Source organism: Devosia geojensis, assembly GCF_000969415.1.
Classification (GTDB): domain Bacteria; phylum Pseudomonadota; class Alphaproteobacteria; order Rhizobiales; family Devosiaceae; genus Devosia; species Devosia geojensis.
Genome location: NZ_JZEX01000108.1, coordinates 26,961 through 44,319 on the forward strand (window position 1 = coordinate 26,961; position 17,359 = coordinate 44,319).

Consider the following 17,359-nt stretch of genomic DNA (forward strand, 5'->3'; position numbering starts at 1 on the left):
TTTTCGACAGATGCCTTCGATGAAATGAAAGAAAAAATGCAGCCGACCGTGTCGAATGTGGCGCAGCCCGTTCGGCTAAGGGTATCGTTCACCCAAGGGAGGCACGCATGAAATACATGTTCCTGATCTATCTTGACGAGGCCAAGTTCGCTCCGATGAGCCAGGACGAGCGCGACGGCTTCGTCAACGCCATGCTCGACTATGACGAGGAGCTGCGCGCGAGCGGCAACTACCTCATCTCCGAAGCCCTGAAGTTCCCGAGCGAGGCGATCACAGTGCGCACCTGGGATGGGAGCCTCTCGACCACCGATGGCCCATTCGCCGAGACCAAGGAGCACCTCTCCGGCTTCCACATCGTCGAAGCACGCGACCTCAACGAAGCCGTAGCGCTCGCCGCCCGCATGCCGCTCTCGCGCGTCGGCTCCATCGAGGTGCGGCCGATCGACCATCTCGAAAGGATCGAGAAATGAGGTTCCTCTGTCTGGTTTGCGCCGACTCCGAAATCGAAGCGACCCTTTCCAAGGAGGACTGGAAGGCGATCGACCGCGATTCCATGGCCTATGACAAGCAGCTCGAGGCGCAGGGCAACTACATCCTCGCCGAGGCGCTGCAGCATACCGGCACCGCCGTGACCGTGCGCGTCCGCAAGGGCGAGGCGAGCGTGACTGACGGCCCCTATGTCGAGACCAAGGAGCACGTCGCCGGCTTCATTCTCGTCGAAGCGAAAGACATGGCCGAGGCTATCGAGATCGCCAAGGGCATTCCGCTCGCCCGCATTGGCGCCGTCGAGGTGCGCCCGATCATGGTCTGGCAGTGAGATGGACGCGCCGGCGCCCATCCCGCGCGGCGGACTGATCGAAGGCGCCTATCGCGAACACTCGCGCAAGGTGCTCGCGACCCTCATCCGCCTCCTCGGCGATTTCGACCTCGCCGAGGAGGCGTTGCACGATGCGTTCGTGGCCGCCGCCGACCGCTGGCCGCGCGAGGGCGTGCCGGGCAATCCAAGCGCGTGGCTCGTCTCGGCCGGGCGCTTCCGCGCCATCGACAAGCTGCGCCGTCGCGCCCGCTTCAGAGCCATGGAACCCGAACTTGCCGAGCAGATCGTCTCTGATGCGGAAGAGGGGGAGGAGATGGCGGACGCGGTCATCAAGGACGATCAGCTCCGGCTGATTTTCACCTGCTGCCACCCGGCGCTGCCGCAGCCGGCGCAGGTGGCGCTGACGCTGCGCGAGCTCTGCGGCCTGACGACGGAGGAGATCGCCCGCGCCTTTCTCGCCCGTCCGCCGGCTCTGGCGCAGCGGATCGTGCGGGCCAAGGCGAGGATCCGCGAGGAAAGAATCCCCTACGAGGTACCGGAGCTCTCGGCTTTGCCCGAGCGGCTGGATGCGGTGCTGCGCGTCATCTATCTCGTCTACAACGAGGGCTATTCGGCTCATTCCGGCACGGAATTGATCCGCGCCGACCTTTCCGCCGAGGCGGTGCGGCTCGGCCGGCTGATGCTCGACCTGTTGCCGCAGGGCGAGACCATGGGGTTGCTCGCGCTCATGCTTCTCCACGACTCGCGTCGTGACGCGCGCACGACCCCGGACGGCGAGGTGATCCTGCTTGCCGACCAGGACCGCACGCTCTGGGACAGGGCGCTGATCGAAGAAGGCTTTGGCCTCATAGACCGGGCGTTCGCCACCCGCCAGATCGGGCCCTATACGCTTCAGGCCGCCATCGCCGCCGTCCACACGCGGGCTCGGACCGCCGACGAGACGGATTGGGGCGAGATCGTCGGGCTCTACGACGTATTGATGCGCGCCTCGCCCTCGCCGGTCGTGCGGCTCAATCGCGCTGTGGCGGTGGGTATGCACCAGGGGCCGCAGGCCGGCCTTGCGCTGGTCAATGCGCTGCTGGAGGAGGGGGACCTCTCCGACTACCACCTGACCTACGCCGCCCAGGCCGATTTCTATCGCCGGGCCGGCGACAAGCCTGCTGCCCGGCAGGCTTATGAGCAGGCACTGGAGCTGGCGTTGCAGGAACCGGAGCGACGGTTCCTGCAGAAGCGGTTGCAGGAGTTGGGGGAGGGTGGCGGCGGCACCAGCTAGCACACGCTTGGGTGGTCCCGTATTCGCCCCAATCACCGACTGTCATCCCGGCGAAAGCCGGGACCCAGTACACACCGGCCCGTCGGCTTTGGCGCAACGATTCCCTCGCAGGTTCGCGTCCGCGAAGCGGGTTACTTTTTCGGTACGGCAAACAGAGGCACCCGCTTTCGCGTGAATGCCCCGGTGAGGTGGAAGCATCGTCGGGGACGGCACCGGCGTCGTTTACTGGGTCCCGGCTTTCGCCGGGATGACAGCCAGTGAGTTGGGGGTGAACGATGCTCAAACACGCGCATTGGGGCAGATGCCTTCCCAGAGACCCCTTGTCAGCCGTTCGTGCCTATGCCATTTTCCCTTCGGAAAAGCTTTTCCGAATCCGTTCCCTGACATCCGACGCGCTTGAGGAGGCACCCGTCGGTGAGTTCGGGCAAGCTCGGGAAAAGCTTTTCCGAAAACATGCGCGGGAGGAGCATGGCGAGGGGCCATGCCGCGCACCAAGGGAGGAATTCAATGAGACGTTCCAAGATGCTGGCCGTCGCGCTGCCGCTTGCGGTGGGGCTGGCCGGCCTGATGACCACGACTGTTTTTGCCCAGAACCTGTCAATGTGGGTGCGCGAAAGCGCTGCCGATCCGGGCAAGCTCATGGTGGACCTGTGGAACCAGACCCACGAGGCCCAGATCGAGCTGACCGCCATCCCCGACAACCAGCTCGTCACCAAGCTCGCGACGAGCGTGCGGGCAGGGGATGCGCCTGACCTCATCTCGTTCGACCTCATTTACATGCCCGACTTCATGCGCGCCGGGTTCCTGGCGGACCTGACCGAGCAGCTGCAGGCCGACCCCAACTACGAGACCCACATCCAGGCCTATAAGGACATCGCCACTTACGAGGACCGCATCTACGGCGTCGGCTTCACGCCGGACGTGTCGATCCTCGTCTGGAACAAGGAGCTGTTCCGGCAGGCGGGGCTCGACCCGGAAGTGCCGCCCAAAACCATCTACGAGATCCACGATATGGCGACCCAGATCGGTGCGCTCGGAGACGACACCTACGGCTTCTACTTCGCCGGCTCATGCCCCGGCTGCAACATCTTCGTGACTTCCCCGCTGATGGTGGCGGGCGGCGCGCACATCCTGCCGCGCAACGGCGAGGACGCCGCGCTCGAAGGCGATGCGATCCGCGAGGTGCTCGACCAATACCGGCAGATGTGGGAGGAGGGGCTCATCCCCGAGGCCGCCGAGGTCGACGCGGGCGAGAACTTCGTTTCCGCCTTCACCGCCGGCAATGTCGGCATCGCCGGCACGGGCGGGTTCCTGCTTTCGCTGATGGAGCGGCAGTTCCCCGATTTCGACTATGGCGTGACGCTCCTGCCCGGCCTCGAGGAAGGCCAAGTCTCCGGGTTCGTGGGCGGCGACGTGGTCGCGATCCCTACCGGCGGCGCCAATGAAGAGGTTGCGCGCGAGTTCGTCACCTGGGTGCTCTCGGATGAAGCCCAGCTCGAAGGACTCGCCAAGAACTCGATCCTGACCACGCGCACCGACCTTGCCGACAACGAGTATTTCGCCGGCAACGAGAAGGTGCAGGCGACGGCGCAGGCGCTGGAAGCCGGTTACGTGCCGTGGGTGTTCCGCTTCGCCGACATGGTCAACTCGGACTCGAGCCCGTGGATCAACATGCTCCAGCGCGCCATCTTCGATGGCGACGTCGACGGGGCGATCGAAGAAGCGCGGGCACGCATGCTCGAGATCGCCAGCCAGTAGGGAGTGAAAGCCGGAATACCGTAGACTCCTCACCCCGGAAAGTTCCCCTGAACAGGGAACTTTCTACCCTCTCTCACTAGGGGAGAGGGTAGGGCGAGACACCCCTCCCTTCTCCCCTTGTGGGAGAAGGTGCCCGAAAGGCGGATGAGGGGGAGGCCGGCAAGGAAACCACAATGCTCTCCACCAACAACAAATATGTCGGGTTGCTCTACCTTTCACCGGCGCTACTGTTCGTGGCGGTGTTCGTGTTCTATCCGCTCGTCCAGCTCATCATGATCTCGATGACGAGCGAGTCCCTGCTCGGCGGCGGCGAGTTCGTCTGGTTCGACAATTACCTGCTCGCCTTTTCGGATCGCTCGTTCTGGATGTCGTTCTGGTTCACGGTGCGCTACACCCTCATCATCACGCCCATCCTGATGATCCTCGGTTTCCTGCTGGCGCTCTTGACCATGCAGAATCGGCCGCTCGCGCAACTGACGCGCGGCGTGGTGTTCCTGCCGGTGGTGATCGGGCTGGCCAGCTCGAGCCTGCTCTGGGTCTGGCTCTTCAACCAGCAGGTGGGCCTCTTCAACAAGGCGCTGGTCGACCTCGGCGTCATCGAGGAGCCGCTCGTCTGGTTCAACCGGGCCAATCTGGGCATGACGGCGGTCATTGTCTCGGTGGTCTGGAAGGTCGTCGGCTTCGGCATGATCATCATGCTCTCGGGCATGCAATCGATCAGCCACGAGGTGGTCGAGGCATCGATGATCGACGGGGCGAGCTATTGGCAGCGGGTCCGCAAGATCATCCTGCCACTGAGCGCCAGGGCGATCCTGCTGGCAACGCTCATCAGCGCCATCGGCTCGATGCTGGCCTTCGACCAGTTCTATCTGATGACGCGCGGCGCTCCGCGCGGACAGACGTTCACTTCCGTCTACTGGATTTACCAGAACTCCTTCGTCTACTTCAAACTGGGCTATGGCAGCGCGCTCTCGATCATCCTGATGGTCGTCATCATGGCGGGCGCGGCCCTGCAGATCACGCTGCAACGCCGGGGAGAAACGGCATGACCGACCTTGCTTCCCCCGCCACCAACATCACCACCGGCACGACCGATGCCCGCGTCGTCGGCGGTAGCCGGGCTGTCGGCTATCTCGTCGGAGCGCTGTGCCTCGCCATCATCGCCTTGATGCTGGTGCCGCTGGTGCTCTCGTTCCTCGCTTCGCTCAAACCTCCGGCCGAGGCGGCCGCGGTGCCGCCGGAATACCTGCCGCGCTCGCTCAGCCTCGAGAACTACCGAACGGTCGCCACCTATCAGGCAGGACTGTGGACTTACGTCGCCAACAGCCTCGTCGTTGCGGCCCTGACCATCCTCTTCTGCCTGGCGCTCTCGGTGCCGGCCGGCTACGCGCTGGCGCGCTATGCGATCCCGTTCAAGGAGGTGTTCTTCCTCTTGATCCTCGCCAGCATGATGATCCCCTACCAGGCCATGCTGACGCCGCTCTACCTCATGTTCTCGTCGCTGAAGCTGACCAACACCCATGTCGGCCTCGCCATCGTCCACACCATCCTGCAGCTGCCGTTCTCGGTCTACCTCATGCGCAACAGCTTCGAGGCGATCCCGCGCGAGCTGGAGGAGGCGGCGGTTATGGACGGGTGCACGAGCATGCAGATCCTGCGCCGCGTCTTCCTGCCGCTGGTGCTGCCCGGCATGATCACCGTCTCGCTCTTTGCCTTCATCAGCTCGTGGAACGAGTTCATCGCCGCGCTCATCTTCATGAGCCGCGAGACGAGCTTCACCGTGCCGGTGATGCTGACGGGCGTCTCGACCGGCATTTTCGGCGTTGTCGACTGGGGCGCATTGCAGGCCGGCGTCATCGTCTCGGTCATCCCCTGCGTCGGCGTCTACCTGCTGCTGCAGCGCTATTACGTCTCCGGGCTCCTCAGTGGAGCGGTGAAGTAACCGGATCGTTGCGTATGGATAAGTCTCGGCCTGAAGCACCACCCACCACGCGTCCCGACCGCACCCAGCGGTCGGGACCGACCATCCGCGACGTGGCACGCGCGGCGGGGGTGAGCATCGGCACGGTCTCCAAGGCCCTCAACAACGCCGGCAGCCTCAAGCAGGAGACGCGCGAGCGCGTGACCGAAGCGGCCCGCTCGCTGGGCTTCCGCCCGAACGACCTGGCGCAGGCGCTGCACCGGGGCCAGAGCTTTACCGTCGGCCTCATCTCCAACGACAGCTTCGGTCGCTTCACCATGCCGATCCTCGAAGGGCTCGAAAGCGTGCTCTACGAGGAGCGGATAGCGGTCTTCATGTGCAACGCCACCGACGACCCCGAGCGCGAGCGCCAGCACATTGAACAGCTGATGGGCAAACGCGTCGACGGATTGGTGTTCACCGCCCGCCGCGCCGACAAGCGGCCGAACCTAGGCGTCGATCTCGCGGGTCTCCCCACCGTCTTCGTCTTTTCGCAGAGCGACGATCCGCACTCGTTCTGCCTGCTGCCGGACGACGAGGGCGGAGCCTACCTCGGCGCGGCGCACCTCATCACCAACGGACGCCGCCGCATCGCGCATGTCACCGGGCCCGAGAGGTTCGAAGCTGTGCAGTTGCGCCGCGACGGCTGCCGCAAGGCGTTGGCCGACGCAGGTGTGCCGATCCGCTCGAACTGGTTCCTCAGCGGCGAATGGTCGGAAAGCTGGGGCCGGCAGGCCGTTGACATCCTCTTTGACGATCCGGACGATGTGCCGGACGGCATCCTCGCCGGCAACGACCAGATCGCCCGCGGCATCCTCGATGCGCTGCGCGATCGCGGCATCGACGTGCCCGGCGCCGTCGGCGTCGTCGGCTTCGACAACTGGGGCGTGATGGCCGAGGCCGCCCGCCCGACGCTGACGAGCATCGACATGAACCTCAACGCGCTGGGGCAAGAGGCCGGCCGGCGCATCCTCGCCATGATCGGCGGCAAGCGCTTTTCCGGCGTCGAACGGCTGCCCTGCACTCTGGTGGTGCGGGAAAGCTGCGGCGCCAAATCCAAGACAACAGCTTGAAAAGGGCAGGAGTATCTGAATGCGAAAGTTCGCACCGGTCGATTTCACTAGGGTTTCACTGACGGGCGCGTTCTGGCGCGAGCGGCTGGAAACCGTGCTGACGCGCACCATCCCCAGCCAGTACGAGAAGCTCGGCTCCTCGGGCATCCTCGAATCCCTGCTGCTGCTCGACCCGCCCCCGCCGCTGCGCATTCCGCGCGGGCCCACCGGGCACACGCACCAGGTCTTCTGGGATTCCGACATCGGCAAATGGATCGAAGCGGCCGGCTATGCGCTCCGCCACCGGCGCGATCCCGACATCGAAGCCAAGGTCGACGACATCGTCGACAAGCTTGCCGCAGCGCAGATGGAGGATGGCTATCTCAACCTCTGGTACCAGGGCCATGAGATCGAGAACCGTTGGACCAACCTGCGTGACCGGCACGAGCTCTACAATGCCGGGCATCTGCTGGAAGGCGCCATCGCCTATTTCCAGGCGACCGGCCGGCGCAAGCTGCTCGACGTGATGGAGCGCTATCTCGACCATATCCGCACGACCTTCGGCACCGGCCCCGGCCAGAAGCGCGGCTATTGCGGCCACCAGGAAATCGAGATCGCGCTCGTCAAGCTCTACCGGCTGACCGGCGAGAAGAAGCAGCTCGACCTTGCCGCCTACTTCATCAACGAGCGCGGCCGCCAGCCGCATTATTTCGACATCGAGGCGGTGGCTCGGGGCGACGATCCCAAGAACTTCCACTTCTACAAATCCGGCAACCACCAATACAGCCAGTCGCATAAGCCCGTGCGTGAGCAGGACAAGGTCGTCGGCCACGCGGTGCGGGCCATGTACATGTATACCGCGATGGCCGACCTCGCCGCCGAGCTCGGCGACGCGGAACTGAAGCGCGCCTGCGAGGTGCTGTGGAACGACGTGACCTCCACCCGCATGTACGTTACCGGCGGCTTCGGTCCCTCGGCCTCGAACGAAGGCTTCACCACCGACTACGACCTGCCAAACGACACCGCCTACGCCGAGACCTGCGCCTCGGTCGCCGTGATCTTCTGGGCGCAGCGCATGCTCAATCTCGATCTCGACGGCAAGTACGCCGACATCATGGAGCTGGCCCTGTTCAACGGCGCGCTCTCGGGCCTCTCGCGCGACGGCGAGCACTATTTCTACGAGAACAAGCTCGAAAGCGACGGCACTCACCAGCGCTGGGACTGGCATCCGTGCCCGTGCTGCACGATGAACGTCTCGCGCCTCGTCGCGTCGGTCGGCGGCTATTTCTATTCGGTGGGCGAAAACGTCGTCGCCATGCACCTCTATGGCGGTAATTCGGCAACCCTCGACATGGGCGCACGCAAGGTCCGCGTTGAGGAGACGAGCAACTATCCCTGGTCCGGCAACATCCGCATCTCCGTCGACCCGGAAGGCGAGGGCGCGCTCGACCTGAAGCTCCGTATCCCCGGCTGGGCCAAAGGCGCCAAGGCCAGCCTCAACGGCACGCCGGTCGATGTCGCCACCGGCACGCGGGACGGCTATCTGACGATCAGCCGCGACTGGAGGAAGGGCGACGTGATCGAGCTCGATCTGCCTATGCACCCGCAGCGCATCTTCGCCAATCCCAGGGTCAAGATGGACCAGAACAAGGTGACGTTGCGGCGCGGGCCGCTGGTCTATTGTCTCGAGCAGGTCGACAACCCCGTACCCGTCCCGGAGATCGTGCTGCCGCGCATGGCCGAGATCGCCGCCAGGGAGCGCCAGGACCTCTTCGACGGCATCACCGTGCTGGAAGCAGAAGGCAAGACGCTCGCCAAGGACGACTGGAACGGCGATCTCTACCGCACCAGCCCACCGACCCCGCAGCCCGTGACCCTCACCGCCGTGCCCTATTACATCTGGGCCAACCGGGAGCTCGGGCCGATGGCGGTGTGGATACGCGAGAACTAGGGGCGTACGCCGGGGAGGGAGGAAACCATGGCCCACGTGGAGCTGAGGGGGCTCAGCAAGCAGTTCGGCGCCGTCGAGGTGATCCGCGATTTGAGCCTCGACATCGAAGCCGGGGAGTTCTGCGCGCTGCTGGGCCCCTCGGGCTGCGGCAAGTCGACATTGCTGCGCATGATAGCGGGGCTGGAGACGGTCACCGCCGGCAAGGTCACCATCGCCGGGCGCGACGTGACGCAGGTGCCGCCGGCAAAGCGGCAGATCTCGATGGTCTTCCAGTCCTACGCGCTCTATCCGCACATGAGCGTGCGCCAGAACATCGGCTTCAGCCTCGAGATCGCCGGCGCACCCAAGGCCGAGATCGCCCGGAAGGTGGAAAAAGCCGCCGCCATGCTGCAGCTCGATCCCTATCTCGACAGGAAACCCGCCCAGCTCTCGGGCGGCCAGCGCCAGCGCGTCGCCATCGGGCGCGCGCTGGTGCGCGATCCGCAGGTGTTCCTGTTCGACGAGCCGCTCTCCAACCTCGACGCCAAGCTGCGCGTGCAGATGCGCCTCGAGCTCGCCAAGCTCCACCAGGAGCTGAAGACCACGATGATCTACGTCACCCACGATCAGGTGGAGGCGATGACGCTCGCCGACCGCATCGTCGTGCTCGACGCCGGCCGCATCGCGCAGGTCGGCTCCCCCCTCGACCTTTATCACCGGCCGCAGAACAAGTTCGTCGCCTCGTTCATCGGCTCGCCGGCAATGAACTTCCTGCCGGTCAGCGGCAATGGCGGCGAGGGCAGGGCGGTGACGCTCGACCTCAGCGGCGCCGGAACGCTTGTCGTCGAGACCCGGCATTCCGGCCGGCCCGATGGTGCGCTCGAGCTCGGCATTCGCCCCGAGCACGTCGCCCCGACGGCACCCGGAGATTCCGGAGCAGTTCTCGACGGGCGCGTGAGCGTGGTGGAGCGCCTGGGCAACGCCACCATCCTCTATGTCGATACGCCTGCCGGCAATCTCGTCGTCGAGGACGACAGCGAATCCGAAGCCCGCATCGGCGACGTGGTCGGCCTGCGCTTTGATGCGGCGCGTGTGCATCTCTTCGGGCAGGATGGTCGGGTAGTTTAGCTGCCGCGCCGCCCTTGTGGTTCGAGGCTGCACTCGGCAGACAAGGCCTCCTCACCCGGCGCTGCGCGTCGACCTCTCCCCCGAAGGGAGAGGTGAAGAGAGGCACTACGCCGCACCGCGCGCCACCTCTCCCTGGGGGGAGAGATCGGCTCCGCAGGAGCCGGGTGAGGAGGCCTTCACATTTTTTTGCCGCGTGACCGCAGACCTGCGCAGCGCCTAACCCTGCTCCAGCCGCAGCGGATAATTCGCCGGGTCGTGCACCGAATAAGTCATGTTGATCGGCCTGTCGGCGGTGTCGTAGGCGATCTGCTCGACGGTCAGCACCGCCGCCGGGCGCTCGAGGCGCAAAAGGCTGGCCTCTTCCTCGCCGGCCAGCGCCGCGCTCAGCAGGGTCTGGCCGTGGTGCGGAAAGAGCCCGTAGCGGTTGCGCAGCTCCGCATAGAACGAGCGGTTGCCCATCCGCCAGTCTAGGGTGAGAAGATCGGGGGCGAGCTCGGCCGCGATCCAGTCGTGCGAGATCGCGACCGGTTTGCCGTCGAGGAGCCTCAGGCGCTTGAGCGAGACCGCCAATTGGCCGGAGACGAGTCCCAGCCCCTCGGCAACCGCCGAAGGTGGTGCCACGGCTTCGGCAGCAAGCAAGGCGCTGCCCGGCACCTTGCCGTGCGCCAGCGCCGTCTCGGTGAAACTACGTAAAAGCTCGATCTCGTAGCCGCGCCGTGGCCGGCCTGTGGCATAGAAGCCTTTGCCCGGCTGGGCCCGCAAATGCCCCTCCAGCACCAGCTCCTTCATCGCCTGCCGCACGGTGATGCGGCTCACTCCCAACTGGTCGACCAGTTCACGCTCGGAGGCGATCTTGGCCTGCGCCGGCACCCCGTCGCCATAGAGGGTGTTGAGGATATGCGTTTTGACCTGCTTGTAGAGCGGGCGCGGATCGTCGCGGCTGATGGCCTTTGCCATTGAAAAACTCTGACGGCGTGAGCCGATTCCCTAAAGACCGTACACTAGCACATACCGACGCAGGGCAACGCCGGGGCCGGTATCGCTCGCCTCCATCTCGTCCTGTGGAGAGAAGTCGGCAGCCTCTTTTCACTTTCGGGCTAACTGGATATAACCAGATATACGTCAAAGGCAACAGGGGCGGTTCGTGAAGCTGGCGCTGATCGGTGGCGGAGGTGTGAGGGCGCCGCTCTTCGTGCAGGCGGCGCTGCGCCGTGCCGGCCGGATCGGTCTCGACGAGATCTGCCTTATGGACGTCGATGCACGCCAGCTCGAGCTCGCCGGCACGCTCTGTCAGGAGCTGGCCCGGCGCGAAGGCGTTGCGACCCGCATCACTACCGCAACCGACGCGGCAACCGCCCTTGGCGGCGCCGACTATGTCATCACCACCATCCGCCCTGGCGGCACCGATGGGCGCATCGCCGACGAACGCATTGCTCTCGATATCGGCGTGCTGGGTCAGGAAACGACGGGTGCCGGTGGCTTTGCCATGGCGCTGCGCTCCATACCGGCCATCCTCGACTATGCTCGGCTCATGGCCGACCTTTGCCCCGACGCCTGGCTCATCAACTTCACCAATCCCGCCGGACTTGTAACGCAGGCGTTACGCGATGAGGGATTCGAGCGCGTGGTCGGCATCTGCGACAGCGCCAACGGCGCCCAGCGCGCGGTTGCCCGGTGGGCCGGCGTGCCGGACGAGACGGTCATCACCGAGCTCTTCGGCCTCAATCATCTCTCCTTCACCCGTTCCGCAACGGTCGATGGGCGCGACCTGCTGCCGGACGCATTGGCCGACGACGATTTCCTGGACGGCAGCGTGCAGCGCGTTTTCGAGCACGAGGTGGTGCGCCGCCACGGCATGTGGCTCAACGAGTACCTCTATTATTTCTACTATGCCGAGAAGGCGGTTGCCGCCGCCAGTGGGGCGAGCCGCGGCGAGGAGATCAAGGCGATGAACGCCCGCCTGCTGCCCCGGCTGGAAGCGGCCAACGATGCCGGCGCGGCGCTCGATCTCTATTTCGACTACGAGCGCGAGCGCAGCGGCTCCTACATGCGCGGCGCCAGCCAGAACGGCGCGGGCGCCAATGGCCACTCCGCCGATGATGGCGAAGGCTATGCCGGGGTCGCGCTGGACGTCATCGAGGCGCTCTCCGGCGGCAAGCGGGTGCGCACCGGCCTCAATGTGCCCAATGCCGGCGCGATCGAAGACTTGCGCGATGAGGACGTCGTCGAGGTCAGCTGCCATGTCGACGCCTGCGGCATCCAGCCGGTGCATTTCGGCCCGATGCCGGAACGGCAGTCCTACCTCGTCAAATCGGTCAAGAACTACGAGCGCCTGACCGTGGAAGCGATCCGGCGGCGTGACCGCCTGCTTGCGGTCGATGCATTGGTGGCGCACCCTCTCGTGCTGTCATATTCGCGCGCGCGTCCGCTGGTCGACGGATATCTGGAAGCGCACGCGGCCTACACGGGGGAGTGGGCCTGAGATGATCACGCCGGCACGCAACTGCGATGTTCTGGTGGCAGGCGAGTACTTCTGCGACCTGATTTTTGCCGGCCTCGATGGCGTGCCGCGGCTCGGCACGGAACTCTTCGCATCGGGCCTGTCGATCGTGCCCGGCGGCACCTACAACATGGCGCTCGCCGCCACGCGCCTCGGGCTCGCGACCCGCTGGTGCTGTGATTTCGGGTCCGACATCTTCAGCGACTTCGTGCTGGCGCAGGCGCGTGCCGACGGGATCGACCCGGTTGCCTTCCGCCGCGTCGACGGCGAGCTCCCACGCATTTCGGCGGCGTTCGCGGACAAGGGCGAGCGCGGGTTCATCAGCTATAGCGCCGCCGTTCCACGCGCGCCGGATATGTCGTGCCTGCGCCTCCACCGCCCGCGCTGGCTGCTGCAGACCTTCCGCTACGAGCCTGACTGGCTGGAATTCGTCCACACCGCCCGCCAGCAAGGCGCCAAGGTCTTCCTCGATTGCCGCGGCGGCGATTTCACCCTGGAGACGCCCGGCGTGCGCGAGCTTATCGCGCTGGCCGACGTGTTTTCGCCCAATGCCGAGGAAGCAATGGCGCTCGCGGGCACGCGCGAACTGGATCGCGCTGTCGTCGAGCTTGCGGGGCTGGCGCCGGTCCTTCTCGTCAAGAACGGCGCTCGGGGCGTGCTGCTCGTTTCCGAGGGAATGCGGGTTACTCACCCCCCGCCGGCAGTGGAGGTCGTCGATACCGTGGGAGCGGGCGACGCCTTCAATGCCGGCTTCATCCACGCAATGATCGAGGGCCTCGGGCTCCCGACATCGGCCCACTTCGCTGTGCTCTGCGGCTCGATATCGACGACGGGCCCCGGCAGCCGGTCGGCCCCGACCGTTGCCGAACTCGCACGCCTTGCCGCTTTGGAGATGTCTAGCGACCGCCCCGTCGGCCGGGAGAGGTCGGCCACTACGGGAACGATCAACTGAAAATTCTGGAGGGAACGATGAACAGACTGCTGCTCATGACTGCCGCCTCGCTCGCCGCCCTGGCTCCCGCGACCGCGATGGCCCAGACCGCACTGACCTTCGCCTATTGGGGCGACCCTGCCGAACTGCCGCCTTTCGAGGAGATCGTCTCGACCTACGAGGCCGCGCATCCGGACGTCGACATCACCGTCCAGCATGCGCCCTGGTCGGGATATTTCACCCGGCTCGACACGCAGCTGGCCGCCGGCGCCGGGCCCGACGTGTTCTTCATCACCAACGTGCCGTCCTATGCCGCGCGCGGCCAGCTGGAGCCGCTCGACCAGTGGATCGCCGACAGCGGCTTTCCCATCGATCTCTACAACCAGGAGGCATTGAAGAGCCATTCGCTCGAGGGCGCGCTCTATTCCATCCCGCGCGACAACGACACCAACGCGCTTTACTACAATGTCGATGCCTTCGAGGAAGCCGGTGTCGCGCCGCCCGACGGCAACTGGGACTGGGACGACCTGCGCGAAGCTGCAAACGCGCTGACGCAGCGTGAGGGTTCGCGCATCGCCCGCTATGGCCTCGCGCTCGAAGCCAACGACTGGCCGATCTGGGTGCGCCAGAACGGCGGCGAGGTGTTCGACGATTCCTTCGCGCCCACGCAATATCGGCTCGACCAGCCCAAGGCCGTCGAAGCCATCCAGTTCATCGGCGACATGATCAACGAGGATCGGGTGATGCCGAGCTTCCAGGAATCCCAGCAAAGCGGTGGCACCTCTCAGCTTTTCCTCAGCCAGCAGGCGGCGATGGTCATCGCCAACGCCGCGCGCCTCGGCACCTTCGCCGATGCTCCGTTCGAATGGGCGGTGGCTCCGCTTCAGACCGGGCGCGACGGCACGCGGGTCAACCGCCTCGGCGGCGCAGGCTTTGCCATGAACGCCAACGCGCAGAACAAGGAGGCTGCCTGGCAGTTCCTCTCGTTCCTGGCGGGCGAGGAAGGGCAGGCGATCTTCGCTTCGGCCAGCGCCTCGGCGGTGCCGGCGATGATCGGCAGCGAGACGGTGCGCGAGGCCTTCAGCGCGCCCTTCGCCGATGTGTTCCTGGCTGAAAGCGAGAACGGCTATCCGCTGCCGCAGTTCGCCAATTACGTCGACATCACCAACCTCTACATCCAGCCCGCTCTCGACCTTGTCTGGAGCGGGGAGGCGACGGCCGAAGAGGCCCTTGCCGGCATCGCCGGCGACGTCAACGCCCGCCTCGGCCAGTGATATCGCGGCTCGCGGGCGGATTCCCGCGAGCCTTCCACCTTTCCGGCAATCAGGACCGTTCCGATGCGCGTTATCGATACCCACGTCCACTATGGATTCTGGGACAAGCTCTTCACCCGCGACGCCGAGCGCGGCTTCCTCGAGGCTCTTTCCGATGTCTGCGAGGATGCCGGCATCGAGAAGATCGCGCTCCTCGCCAATCCAGGCCGCGGCAACGACAAGCTCGCCCGCGCCCTGGAGCAGCGGCCGGACCTCGTCATCGCCATGGGCCGGCTGGAGCTCGACCGCGATCCCGTCTCGCTGGTCGAGGACTTCTACCAGCGCGGATTCCACGGCATCAAGATGATCGGGGTCTCCAAGAACTACGACCACGAGGACTACTATCCATACTACGAGGCGGCTGCCGCGCGCGGGCTGCGCCTGCTCTTCCACACGGGCATCCTCGGCGGGCCGGTGGACTACCTCGAAGGCGACAACGAGGACGCCTGGAAGGCTCCGCCGGAGGGCAAGGCAGAGGAGGAACTGGTCCATCGGCTCGGCCGGCAGATCCGGCGCGAGAAGTACGGGTTCTCGAGCGCCCGCATGCAGCCCATCTATCTCGACACCATCGCCTTCTACTTTCCCGAACTCTTCATCATCGGCGCGCACCTGGGTTGGCCGGACTACCGCACAGCCTGCGCCATCGCCCGTTGGCGTCCGCGCCTCTACTTCGACATTTCGGGTGGCGACGTGGTGCACAACCACATCGTCGAGGGCGGTTACATCGGCAAGGAGATCAGCCCGAGAAAGCTCCTCTACGGCTCCGACTGCGACCTGAAGCGCATGAAGGCGGATCTCCTTCGCTGGAAGGCGGCTTTCGACACGATGGGGCTCACTGAGGACCAGCAGGACATGATCTTCTACCGCAACGCCGCACACATCTTCGGGCTGGACGCCTGATCCATGGCGGGGAGGGGATCACTCGCCCGGCGCGACGCGGTGGCGGCGTGGCTCTTCCTCGCGCCGAGCCTCGTCCTCTTCATCACCTTCACCGGCCTGCCGGTCGTTGCGGCGTTCCTCATCTCCTTTACCCAGTGGGACCTCTTCAACCCGGCGAAATTCGTCGGGTTGGGCAACTACATGACCTTGGCGCGCGACGGTATCTTCGGCAAGGTCATGGGCAACACCGCCTATTTCGTCCTCGCCTCGGTGCCCGCGCAGATGGTGCTGGGGTTGGCCTGCGCGCTGGCGCTCAACCGTGGCATCAGGGGGCAGACCTTCTTCCGTGTCGCCTATTTCCTGCCGGTGGTCACCAGCACCATCGCCGCCGCGCTCGTCTGGGCATGGCTGTTCAACTCCAATTTCGGGCTGATCAACGCGCTGCTCAGCGCCTTCGGCATCACAGATCCGCCGCGTTGGCTCGGCTCGACCACCTGGGCGCTGCCGGCGGTGATCGTCGTCTCGGTCTGGCAGAACGTCGGCTACGCCATGGTGCTGTTCCTCGCCGGCCTGCAGAACATCCCCAAAGACCTCTACGATGCCGGCGCGATCGACGGAGCGCAGGGCTGGAGGCGGTTCTACTACATCACGCTGCCGATGCTTTCGCCGACGACGTTCTTCGTCCTCATCATCTCGATCATCGGCAGCTTCCAGGTGTTCGAGCTGGTGTTCGTGATGACCAATGCCGGACCGGCCAACGCCACCAACACGCTCGTCTTCTACATCTACCAGAACGGCTTCCAGTTCTATCAGATGGGCTATGCGAGCGCGGCCGCGATGGTGCTCTTCCTCATCGTCCTCATCGCGACCCTCGTGCAGTACCGGCTGCAGACCAGGTGGGTGCATTATGGCTAGGCCGGGCCGCAACGGCGCCGTCGACTGGCTGATCTTTGCGGTGCTGCTCGCCGGCGTCATCGTCTCCTGCGGTCCCTTCGCCTGGATGCTGGCGACATCGATCAAGCCGGACGCAGAAGTCTTCCGCTTCCCGCCGACGCTCTTCACCACCGATCCGCAGCTCGACAACTACCGCGAGATCTTCTCCGCGATTCCCTTCGGACGGGCTTTCGTCAATTCGCTCGTCGTCTGCATCGCGATCACGCTCGCTCAGCTCCTGGTCTGCTCCATGGCCGCCTACGCCTTCGCTTGCCTCGATTTCCGGGGACGCGAGCCGCTGTTTCTCATTTATCTCGCCGCGCTGATGGTGCCGCCGCAGGTTACCATCATCCCCAACTTCATCCTGGTGCGCTCGCTCGGCTGGATCGACACCTACCAGGGTCTCATCCTGCCCTTTGCCTTCTCGAGCTTCGGCACGTTCCTGTTGCGCCAGTATTTCAAGACCATCCCTAAGGAATTGATTGAAGCTGCCCGCATAGACGGCTGCGCCCACTGGCAGATCTATCTCTATATCGTCATGCCGCTCTCGCGCGCGGCGCTGGGCGCGCTCGCCATTTTCGCGTTCGTCAGCCAGTGGAACAACTTCCTCTGGCCGCTGATCGTCACCACCCGCCCCGAGATGCAGACGGTGACCGTGGCGCTCAGCACCCTGCAGGGACAGTACAACACCGACTGGCCGCTGCTGATGACCGGCAGCGTGCTCGCCGTCGCGCCGGTCATCGCCGTCTTCATCCTCGGCAACCGTTCCTTCATTGCGGGGTTGACTGCCGGAAGCTTCGGCGGACGGTGACTATCTGGCCGCCGGGTAGCGACAGACCGGACGGATTTGTCTATACTCGTTCGGCATGAGGTCCGCAGACGCGT

The 17,359-nt window shown here is 65.2% G+C and carries 16 protein-coding genes; 15 read left to right on the forward strand and 1 reads right to left on the reverse strand.

What is annotated here, in order from left to right; translation table 11 throughout:
* The first annotated feature begins 107 nt into the window (after positions 1-107).
* The 9 genes from VE25_RS10935 to VE25_RS10975 all read left to right on the forward strand — a co-directional run bounded on the left by VE25_RS10935 (position 108) and on the right by VE25_RS10975 (position 9,918).
* On the forward strand, positions 108-470 hold the full coding sequence (locus tag VE25_RS10935) for a YciI family protein (protein WP_046108655.1): 363 nt from the start codon (positions 108-110) through the stop codon (positions 468-470).
* Positions 467-817 (forward strand): YciI family protein, encoded by a 351-nt coding sequence (locus tag VE25_RS10940; RefSeq protein WP_046108656.1) that lies wholly within the window; start codon positions 467-469, stop codon positions 815-817. The genes VE25_RS10935 and VE25_RS10940 overlap by 4 nt, the downstream gene beginning before the upstream one ends.
* Before the next feature lies 1 nt (position 818).
* On the forward strand, positions 819-2,090 hold the full coding sequence (locus tag VE25_RS10945) for an RNA polymerase sigma factor (RefSeq protein WP_046108657.1): 1,272 nt from the start codon (positions 819-821) through the stop codon (positions 2,088-2,090).
* 507 nt (positions 2,091-2,597) lie between these two features.
* Positions 2,598-3,848 carry an ABC transporter substrate-binding protein gene (locus tag VE25_RS10950; protein WP_052731895.1) on the forward strand — a complete coding sequence of 417 codons (1,251 nt, stop codon included), beginning with the start codon at positions 2,598-2,600 and terminating at the stop codon, positions 3,846-3,848.
* 173 nt (positions 3,849-4,021) lie between these two features.
* Positions 4,022-4,897 (forward strand): carbohydrate ABC transporter permease, encoded by an 876-nt coding sequence (locus tag VE25_RS10955; RefSeq protein ID WP_046108658.1) that lies wholly within the window; start codon positions 4,022-4,024, stop codon positions 4,895-4,897.
* Positions 4,894-5,790: a carbohydrate ABC transporter permease gene (locus tag VE25_RS10960; RefSeq protein WP_052731896.1), complete on the forward strand. Its 897-nt coding sequence runs from the start codon at positions 4,894-4,896 to the stop codon at positions 5,788-5,790. Before VE25_RS10955 ends, VE25_RS10960 begins: the two co-directional genes overlap by 4 nt.
* A 14-nt stretch (positions 5,791-5,804) precedes the next feature.
* A complete protein-coding gene (locus VE25_RS10965) occupies positions 5,805-6,881 on the forward strand; it encodes a LacI family DNA-binding transcriptional regulator (protein WP_083988873.1) in 1,077 nt (358 codons plus the stop codon).
* 19 nt (positions 6,882-6,900) lie between these two features.
* Entirely contained in the window at positions 6,901-8,811 is a 1,911-nt protein-coding gene (locus VE25_RS10970) for a glycoside hydrolase family 127 protein (RefSeq protein ID WP_046108659.1), read from the forward strand.
* Between the two features lie 27 nt (positions 8,812-8,838).
* Positions 8,839-9,918 carry an ABC transporter ATP-binding protein gene (locus VE25_RS10975; RefSeq protein ID WP_046108660.1) on the forward strand — a complete coding sequence of 360 codons (1,080 nt, stop codon included), beginning with the start codon at positions 8,839-8,841 and terminating at the stop codon, positions 9,916-9,918.
* Between the two features lie 216 nt (positions 9,919-10,134).
* On the opposite strand, the gene VE25_RS10980 is transcribed toward VE25_RS10975, so the two are convergent.
* Complete coding sequence (locus VE25_RS10980) at positions 10,135-10,875, reverse strand: GntR family transcriptional regulator (protein WP_046108661.1); 741 nt, start codon at positions 10,873-10,875, stop codon at positions 10,135-10,137.
* Positions 10,876-11,062: 187 nt separating this feature from the next.
* Here VE25_RS10980 and VE25_RS10985 point away from each other — a divergent pair, with 187 nt between their 5' ends.
* From VE25_RS10985 to VE25_RS11010, 6 genes are all read left to right on the forward strand, one after another.
* Positions 11,063-12,400, forward strand: coding sequence for a family 4 glycosyl hydrolase (locus tag VE25_RS10985; RefSeq protein WP_046108662.1), 1,338 nt, complete (start codon positions 11,063-11,065; stop codon positions 12,398-12,400).
* Position 12,401: 1 nt separating this feature from the next.
* Positions 12,402-13,370 (forward strand): carbohydrate kinase family protein, encoded by a 969-nt coding sequence (locus VE25_RS10990; RefSeq protein WP_052731897.1) that lies wholly within the window; start codon positions 12,402-12,404, stop codon positions 13,368-13,370.
* 17 nt (positions 13,371-13,387) lie between these two features.
* On the forward strand, positions 13,388-14,623 hold the full coding sequence (locus tag VE25_RS10995; RefSeq protein ID WP_046108663.1) for an ABC transporter substrate-binding protein: 1,236 nt from the start codon (positions 13,388-13,390) through the stop codon (positions 14,621-14,623).
* 63 nt (positions 14,624-14,686) lie between these two features.
* On the forward strand, positions 14,687-15,562 hold the full coding sequence (locus VE25_RS11000) for an amidohydrolase family protein (protein WP_046108664.1): 876 nt from the start codon (positions 14,687-14,689) through the stop codon (positions 15,560-15,562).
* A gap of 3 nt (positions 15,563-15,565) precedes the next feature.
* Positions 15,566-16,456, forward strand: a complete 891-nt coding sequence (locus tag VE25_RS11005; protein ID WP_046108665.1) for a carbohydrate ABC transporter permease — start codon at positions 15,566-15,568, stop codon at positions 16,454-16,456.
* Entirely contained in the window at positions 16,449-17,285 is an 837-nt protein-coding gene (locus tag VE25_RS11010; RefSeq protein ID WP_046108666.1) for a carbohydrate ABC transporter permease, read from the forward strand. Before VE25_RS11005 ends, VE25_RS11010 begins: the two co-directional genes overlap by 8 nt.
* The last annotated feature ends 74 nt before the right edge of the window (positions 17,286-17,359 follow it).

Bases quoted from the DNA above. Each gene is read 5' to 3' on its own strand.
- VE25_RS10935 (WP_046108655.1), top strand. From the start codon at position 108: ATGAAATACATGTTCCTGATCTATCTTGACGAGGCCAAGTTCGCTCCG.
- VE25_RS10940 (WP_046108656.1), top strand. From the start codon at position 467: ATGAGGTTCCTCTGTCTGGTTTGCGCCGACTCCGAAATCGAAGCGACC.
- VE25_RS10945 (WP_046108657.1), top strand. From the start codon at position 819: ATGGACGCGCCGGCGCCCATCCCGCGCGGCGGACTGATCGAAGGCGCC.
- VE25_RS10950 (WP_052731895.1), top strand. From the start codon at position 2,598: ATGAGACGTTCCAAGATGCTGGCCGTCGCGCTGCCGCTTGCGGTGGGG.
- VE25_RS10955 (WP_046108658.1), top strand. From the start codon at position 4,022: ATGCTCTCCACCAACAACAAATATGTCGGGTTGCTCTACCTTTCACCG.
- VE25_RS10960 (WP_052731896.1), top strand. From the start codon at position 4,894: ATGACCGACCTTGCTTCCCCCGCCACCAACATCACCACCGGCACGACC.
- VE25_RS10965 (WP_083988873.1), top strand. From the start codon at position 5,805: ATGGATAAGTCTCGGCCTGAAGCACCACCCACCACGCGTCCCGACCGC.
- VE25_RS10970 (WP_046108659.1), top strand. From the start codon at position 6,901: ATGCGAAAGTTCGCACCGGTCGATTTCACTAGGGTTTCACTGACGGGC.
- VE25_RS10975 (WP_046108660.1), top strand. From the start codon at position 8,839: ATGGCCCACGTGGAGCTGAGGGGGCTCAGCAAGCAGTTCGGCGCCGTC.
- VE25_RS10980 (WP_046108661.1), bottom strand. From the start codon at position 10,875: ATGGCAAAGGCCATCAGCCGCGACGATCCGCGCCCGCTCTACAAGCAG.
- VE25_RS10990 (WP_052731897.1), top strand. From the start codon at position 12,402: ATGATCACGCCGGCACGCAACTGCGATGTTCTGGTGGCAGGCGAGTAC.
- VE25_RS10995 (WP_046108663.1), top strand. From the start codon at position 13,388: ATGAACAGACTGCTGCTCATGACTGCCGCCTCGCTCGCCGCCCTGGCT.
- VE25_RS11000 (WP_046108664.1), top strand. From the start codon at position 14,687: ATGCGCGTTATCGATACCCACGTCCACTATGGATTCTGGGACAAGCTC.
- VE25_RS11005 (WP_046108665.1), top strand. From the start codon at position 15,566: ATGGCGGGGAGGGGATCACTCGCCCGGCGCGACGCGGTGGCGGCGTGG.
- VE25_RS11010 (WP_046108666.1), top strand. From the start codon at position 16,449: ATGGCTAGGCCGGGCCGCAACGGCGCCGTCGACTGGCTGATCTTTGCG.